We start from the raw sequence: 6,155 nt of genomic DNA, 5'->3' as shown, positions 1-6,155 counted from the left end.
CACCCACCCCGCCCGACGTCTTCTCACCCTGGTCTTCGCGCGACCAGGCCTCTACTTCGCGCGACCGGGCTCTGCTTCGCGCGGCCGCGGTTCGGCTGCGGGGTCCGTGGGGTCCGGCGGGTCGTCGGTGGTTGCCGGACGGTCAGGCCAGGCCGGTGTCGCGCGCGACGATGGCGGCCTGCATGCGCGACGCGACGCCGAGCTTGGCGAGGACGCGGGAGACGTGGGTCTTCGCCGTCGCCTCGGTGATGAACAGGTCCGACGCGATGCCCTGGTTGGACAGACCGCGACCCAGCGCCGCGAGGACGTCCACCTCGCGCGGGGTCAGCTCGGCGAGGCGGGGGTCAGGGGCAGGTCCGTCCTCGGCGGGCGAGGTCGCCGAGACCGTCGTGCCGGTGCCGGTGCCGGTGCCGGTGCCGGTGCCGGTGCCCGACGGCGGTCGGTGGGCGCGGTCGGGCGCGTCGCCCGGGTGCGGCGGCCGTCCGTGGCGAGGGCCGGCGTCGGGCTCGGGACGGCGCGCGAACGCGGCGAGCAGGCGGCGGGTGACCTCCGGCGCGAGGACGCCGTCGCCGTCCGCGACGCGCCGCACGGCATCGAGGAGCGCGGACGGCTCGGCGGTCTTGAGCAGGAAGCCGGCGGCCCCCGCCCGCAGCGCGCCGTCGACGTACTCGTCCAGGTCGAAGGTCGTGAGGACGAGCACGTCGGCGAGGCCCTCGGCGGTGATGGCGCGGGTCGCCTCGATCCCGTCCATCCCGGGCATGCGCAGGTCCATGAGCACGACGTCGGGCTGCAGCGCCTGTGCGTTCGTCACCGCCGCGGTGCCGTCGGCGGCCTCCCCGACGACCTCGACGTCGTCGGCCGCGTCGAGCAGCAGGCGTAGCCCCGCACGGATCGCGGCGTGGTCGTCCGCGAGGAGCACGCGGATCCGTCGGCCGGTCACGGTCACGGTCGCGGCCCGGTCGACGCGGGCGCGGACGACGCCGACGACGAGGGCGTCGGTGCCGCGGCGGGGACCGTCGCGCGGACGACCCACCGGCCGGTGGCGGTCGGCCCGGCCTCGAACGCCCCGCCCAGGCCATCGGCCCGCTCGCGCATCGTCAGGAGACCGGTTCCGGCGCTCAGCGCGGCCTCCGCCGGGGGAGCGGGCGCGGGGAGGAGGTCGTTGGCGAGCACCAGCTCGACGTCGTCGCCCACGCGGCGCAGCCGCAGCGCGACCGGACGTCCCGGGGCGTGCTTCAGCGCGTTCGTCAGGGCCTCCTGCGTGATCCGGAACAGCGCCTGGTCGGCGGCGGCAGGCAGGGTCGACGCGGCGACGTCGTCAGGATCGTCGACGACGACGCCCGTCCCGCCCGCGCGGGCGGTACCGAGCAGCTCGTCGAGCCGCGCGAGCCGCCCCGGCGCGGCGACGGCGTCGCCGGGGGAGGGCCACGCACCGTCGGTCGCGTCGGTCAGCTCCACGTCGCCGCCGTCCTCGTCGCGACGCCCCTCGCTGCGCAGGAGGAGGATCATCGACCGCATCTCGTCGAGCGACGCGACCGCGCTGGCCCGCACCTGCTCGAGCGCCGCGCGATCCTTCGCGGCGTCGGGCGGGAGCGAGAGCGCGGCGCCGGAGTGGATCGCGATCGTCGACAGGTGGGACGCGATGACGTCGTGGAGGTCGCGCGCCATGGCCGCACGCTCGGCCCGGACCGCCTCGTGCCGGTCGAGCTCGGCGATGCGTTCGAGGTCGCTCGCTCGCTGGCGCTCGAGGTCCGCCGTCCGGGCGGCCGCCTCGGCCTCGCGGGCCGCGAGCGCCGCGCGCTCCTCGGCGACCTCGGCGAGCTCGCTCTTGGTCCGCACGTTCGTCGCCCACCACAGCGGGGTGAGCAGCACCCCGCCGAGCTGCAGGCCCGTGTACACGAACTGCCGCACGTCGCGCGACGCCTCACCGGCCGCCACGGACCCGAGCACCACGACGGCGACCGTGACGCCCCAGAGCCAGGCGCGCGGCGTCGGGCGGGCCCAGAGCGCCGCCGCGTAGAGCAGGTCCCACAGCAGCAGCGTGACCGCCATGCTGCCGCCCCACCGGATGTCGACGGCGGAGACCAGCACGCCGCCGGCGAGCGCGAGCATGGGGTGCGCCCGCTTGACCAGGATGAGCAGGCACCCGATCCCGAGGAGCGCGAGCCGCCACCAGGGCTCGGGCGGTTCGACGACGAACGGCGCGTTGACGAGCCCCACGAGCCCGACCTCGATGAGCAGCCAGCCGAACGCGAACATCACGACCGCCGAGAACACGTCGTTCCAGTGGTCCTCGATGCTCAGCACGTGCCGGAGCCGCCGGGCCACGGACCGCCATCCCCCACCGGCCGCAGCGGTCGTGGCGGCGGTCGCGTCCGCGGGGGTGGACGACGGCGCGGCGGGGCACGCGTCGTCGGACCCGCGGCGTGCCGTGCTCACGGCACCATCCCAGCACACGGCCCAGCCGGGCGGATCCGTCGAACGGTGTAGCGGTCTCCTCGCGTCCACGCGCCTGCGGCGCAAGGATCCGCCGTTCGCCCGACGACGCGCGGGGTCGCTGCGCGCCAGGATCGACGACATGGACATCCCCCTCGACCTCGACGCCGTCGGCGGAGCCGTACTCGGTCTCGCCGCCATGGCCGGCGTGCTCGTCGTGCTGGCGCTGATCGACTCGACGAGCTTCGGCACGCTGCTCATCCCCGTGTGGCTCCTGCTCGCGCCAGGCCGGCTGCGGGCCGGACGCGTGCTCGTGTACCTCGCGACGGTCGCTGGCTTCTACCTCGCCGTCGGGATCGTGGTCATGCTCGGGGCGGGCGCCTTTCTCGACAGGTTCGGCGACGCGCTCGACACCCGCGCCGCGGCGATCGTGCAGCTCCTGCTCGGCATCGGGCTGTTCGCGCTGAGCTTCCGCTTCAGCGGCAAGCGCGCGGCCCGCGCGGCGGAGCGTGCAGCAGCCGACGGCGTCGCACCGGCCCCGGGGCGGCTGACCCGCTGGCGCGAGCGTGCGCTGGGCATCGAGGCGAGCGCCGCAGGGTCGGGTGCCGTGCGCACGCGAGCCTCGGTGCTGCCACTCATGGGGCTCGCGCTCGGAGCGGTCGCGATCGAGATCGGCTCGATGCTGCCGTACCTCGCGGCGATCGGGATCATCACCACGTCCGACGTCGGGTGGCCGGCGTCCGCCGGCGTGCTCGCCGCATACTGCGTCGTCATGGTCGCGCCGGCGCTGCTGCTCCTGCTCGGCCGGCTCGTCGCGGCGCAAGCGGTCGACCCGATGCTCCACCGCCTCGACCGCTGGCTCACCAAGAACGCCGCGGAGATGACCGGCTGGGTGCTCGGGATCCTCGGCGTGCTGCTCGCGGTGAACGCGATGGGCCGCCTGGGCTGGACGGGCTGACCGCGCGGACCCTGCCCGCCCGCCGCGCGCCGGTGCCCGAGACGCCTGTGGCCCGCCCGGACGTCCGGACGGGCCACAGGCGTACGCGAGGCAAGGTCAGTGCGACGTGCCGTTCGACGACGACGTCTCGCTCGCGCCCGTGAGCTGCGTGCCCGCGAGGTTCGCGATGAGCTGGTTGATGTCGACGCCCGTGAGCTGCTTGATGACGCCCTGGCCTTCACCGAGGACCGACGCGACGTTCTTCGTGATGGCGGACGCGCCGTCGGTCGAGATGACGGTCATGCCCTGGATCTTGCCGATCGGCTCGGCCGCCGCGCGGACGATCTCGGGCAGGCGCTCGATGAGCTCCTGGACGAGCGCCGCCTCGCCGTACTTCTTCAGGGCCTCGGCCTTGGCGTCCGTGGTGACGGCCTCGGCGCGCCCCTCGGCCTCGATGGCGAACGCGCGCGCCTCACCCTCGGCCTTGATACCGGCCGCGTGGGCGACCTGACGATCACGCTCGGCCTCGCCCGCACGACGCACGGACTCGGCCGACGCCTCCGCGTCCTGGATCGCCGCGGTCTTGTTCGCCTCGGCGATGACGGTGCGCTTGTAGGCGTCGGCCTCGGTCGCGGCGTTCGAGGAGTCTCGACGTGCGTTCGCCTCCTGGACCTCGGCGTACGCCTTGGCCTCGGCGGGCTTGCGGATCTCGATGTCGAGGCGCTCCTGCGTCACGCGCGCCTGCTCGGCGAGCGCCTCGCGCTCCTGCTGCGCGACCAGGCGGTCCTGCTCGGCGCGGGCGAGCTGGCCCGCGGCATCGGCCTCGGCGTTCGCGCGGTCGGTGTCGGCCTTGATGACGGCACGCTTGATGTCGAGGGCCTTCTGGCGCTCGGCGATCTGCTCGGCGGCCTCGATGACCGCGAACTCCGACGCACGCTGCGCCTCGGCCTCGGAGACCTCGGCGACCTGGCGCGCTCGCGCGGACTCGGCGCGGCCCAGGTTGGAGAGGTAGTCGGACCCGGGGGTCGAGATGTCGGAGATGTTGAGCAGGTCGACCTGTAGGCCCTGCTCCGACAGGTCGGCCTTGGTGGACGCGACGACGCGGTCCGACAGGCCCTTGCGGTCGGAGATGATCTGCTCGATCGTCATGTCGCCGACGATGGAGCGCAGCGAGCCCTCGAGGGACTCCTTGATGATCTCCGTCAACGTGCCCTGCTGGGAGAGGAAGCGCTGAGCCGCGCGACGCACGCCCTCCTCGTCGCCGCGGACCTTGAAGTTGATCGACGCCTTGATGGCGATCTTGATGCGGTTCTTGTCCACACCCTCGACGGTGATGCCGATCTGGCGCTGCTCGAGCGAGATGGGGAAGCCCTGCTGGAGGATCGGCCAGACGAACGTGCGGCCGCCGACGATGACCTTCTGCCCGCTGCCCGTCGCCTCCTTGCGGCCGGCGCCGCGACCGACGATGACCAGCGCCTCGTTCGGCGGGACGCGCCGGATGCGCTTGCTGATGAAGACGATCACCGCGAAGAACGCGATGACCAGGGCGACGATCGCCAGGGTCGTGATGAGGTTCGTGTCGTCGAACATGGTGCGCGCCGGGGCGCGGCTCCTTCCGTGGGTGCGTGCAGGTCAGGCCGTGCGGCAGTGCTGCGGGGCGGTCCGCCCGGGTCGTGCCCGTCCGGTCCGGCCCGTCGTGCGGTGCTCGGTCGTCGAGGTGCTCAGTCGTTGGGGTAGTGCCGCTGGACGCGCACGCGGCTCCCGGACTGCTCGAGCACGACGACGCGCGACCCCTCCGGGATGGGCTCGTCCGACCACGCGAGGCGGCGCTCGAGCTCGTGCACGGCGTCGAGGGAGACCTCGCCGCGCGCGGTGTCGATCGTCGTCGTCGCCGTGCCCTGCACACCGACGAGGGACGCGGGGACGCCGTCCTCGGACACCCGCAGATGCTTGACCAGCGCCTGGACGAGCACCATGACCACGAGCGCCACGACGAGCGAGCCGACGTAGGCGAGCCAGGTGGGCAGGTCGTTGGTGGACACGATCACGCCGACCGCACCGAAGACCACGCCGCCCACGCCGAGCGTCGTGCCGGACAGTGCGCCGTCGCCGAGGTCGATGATCTCGCCCACGAGCAGGGAAAGGAGCAGGAGTGCGAGCCCGGCGATGCCGATGACGATGAACGCGATCATGCAGTGTCCCCTTGCGGTGCCTCGTCGCCGCCCTGTGGCGCTCCCCGACGTGCGGCCGGGAGAATTTCCTTGTGCGGCGTGTGGAGTTGTCGTGAACGTGCCCACACCTTATCGTGACCCGCTCCCGCCCCGGACCTTCCTGGGGGCGACGGCATGGGGAGGACTCCCCACGGGGCGTGCCGGGGGTCGGGCGGTCGTCGGGCAGACTGCCTTCGTGAGGCTGCGCAGCGACGCGAGCGGCTACGGCGCGGTGACCAAGACCCTGCACTGGGTGACGGTGGCCGCGCTCGTCGCGCAGCTCGTCGTCGGCTACCAGCTCGACGACGACGACGGGGGCGGGCAAGGCCGCGGCCGGGGGCGCGGCGAGGAGTCCGGCCGGGGCCGCGACCGCGGCGGGGACGACGGCGGCGACGAGGCCGAGGGCTTCCTCGGGGCGCTGGGCGGTGACGACGTCCTGCTGCGGGTCCACGTGGTGCTGGGCGTGACGATCCTCGTCGTGACGCTCCTGCTGCACGTCGGGCTCGTCCTCAAGCACCAGCTCGTCGACCGGGACCGGCTGCTGAACCGGATGCTCTGACGTCAGGGGCCCG

Annotated in this window: 6 protein-coding genes; 2 read left to right on the top strand and 4 right to left on the bottom strand. The window is 73.8% G+C overall.

From position 1 onward, the window contains the following. Nucleotides 1-142: 142 nt before the first annotated feature. Both AC4H2H_RS18115 and AC4H2H_RS18110 read right to left on the bottom strand, forming a co-directional pair. Nucleotides 143-940 carry a response regulator gene (locus tag AC4H2H_RS18115; protein WP_494372221.1) on the bottom strand — a complete coding sequence of 266 codons (798 nt, stop codon included), beginning with the start codon at nt 938-940 and terminating at the stop codon, nt 143-145. Between the two features lie 2 nt (nt 941-942). Then, on the bottom strand, nt 943-2,439 hold the full coding sequence (locus AC4H2H_RS18110; RefSeq protein ID WP_494372220.1) for a sensor histidine kinase: 1,497 nt from the start codon (nt 2,437-2,439) through the stop codon (nt 943-945). 139 nt (nt 2,440-2,578) lie between these two features. On the opposite strand from AC4H2H_RS18110, the gene AC4H2H_RS18105 reads away from it, so the two are divergent. Then, entirely contained in the window at nt 2,579-3,394 is an 816-nt protein-coding gene (locus tag AC4H2H_RS18105) for a GAP family protein (RefSeq protein WP_494372219.1), read from the top strand. A gap of 96 nt (nt 3,395-3,490) precedes the next feature. On the opposite strand, the gene AC4H2H_RS18100 is transcribed toward AC4H2H_RS18105, so the two are convergent. Together AC4H2H_RS18100 and AC4H2H_RS18095 are read right to left on the bottom strand one after the other, a co-directional pair. Beyond that, complete coding sequence (locus tag AC4H2H_RS18100) at nt 3,491-4,963, bottom strand: flotillin family protein (protein WP_494372218.1); 1,473 nt, start codon at nt 4,961-4,963, stop codon at nt 3,491-3,493. A gap of 131 nt (nt 4,964-5,094) precedes the next feature. Beyond that, the gene (locus AC4H2H_RS18095; protein ID WP_494372217.1) at nt 5,095-5,565 is read right to left on the bottom strand and encodes an NfeD family protein; all 471 of its coding nucleotides are present in this window, start codon (nt 5,563-5,565) and stop codon (nt 5,095-5,097) included. A gap of 214 nt (nt 5,566-5,779) precedes the next feature. On the opposite strand from AC4H2H_RS18095, the gene AC4H2H_RS18090 reads away from it, so the two are divergent. Continuing rightward, nucleotides 5,780-6,142: a hypothetical protein gene (locus AC4H2H_RS18090; RefSeq protein ID WP_494372216.1), complete on the top strand. Its 363-nt coding sequence runs from the start codon at nt 5,780-5,782 to the stop codon at nt 6,140-6,142. Nucleotides 6,143-6,155 lie beyond the last annotated feature (13 nt).

The sequence above is a fragment of the Cellulosimicrobium sp. BMG9.22 genome, from assembly GCF_059159975.1.
This window is presented reverse-complemented; position numbering and strand designations above follow the sequence as displayed.

Bases quoted from the DNA above. Each gene is read 5' to 3' on its own strand.
- AC4H2H_RS18095 (WP_494372217.1), bottom strand. From the start codon at position 5,565: ATGATCGCGTTCATCGTCATCGGCATCGCCGGGCTCGCACTCCTGCTC.
- AC4H2H_RS18100 (WP_494372218.1), bottom strand. From the start codon at position 4,963: ATGTTCGACGACACGAACCTCATCACGACCCTGGCGATCGTCGCCCTG.
- AC4H2H_RS18105 (WP_494372219.1), top strand. From the start codon at position 2,579: ATGGACATCCCCCTCGACCTCGACGCCGTCGGCGGAGCCGTACTCGGT.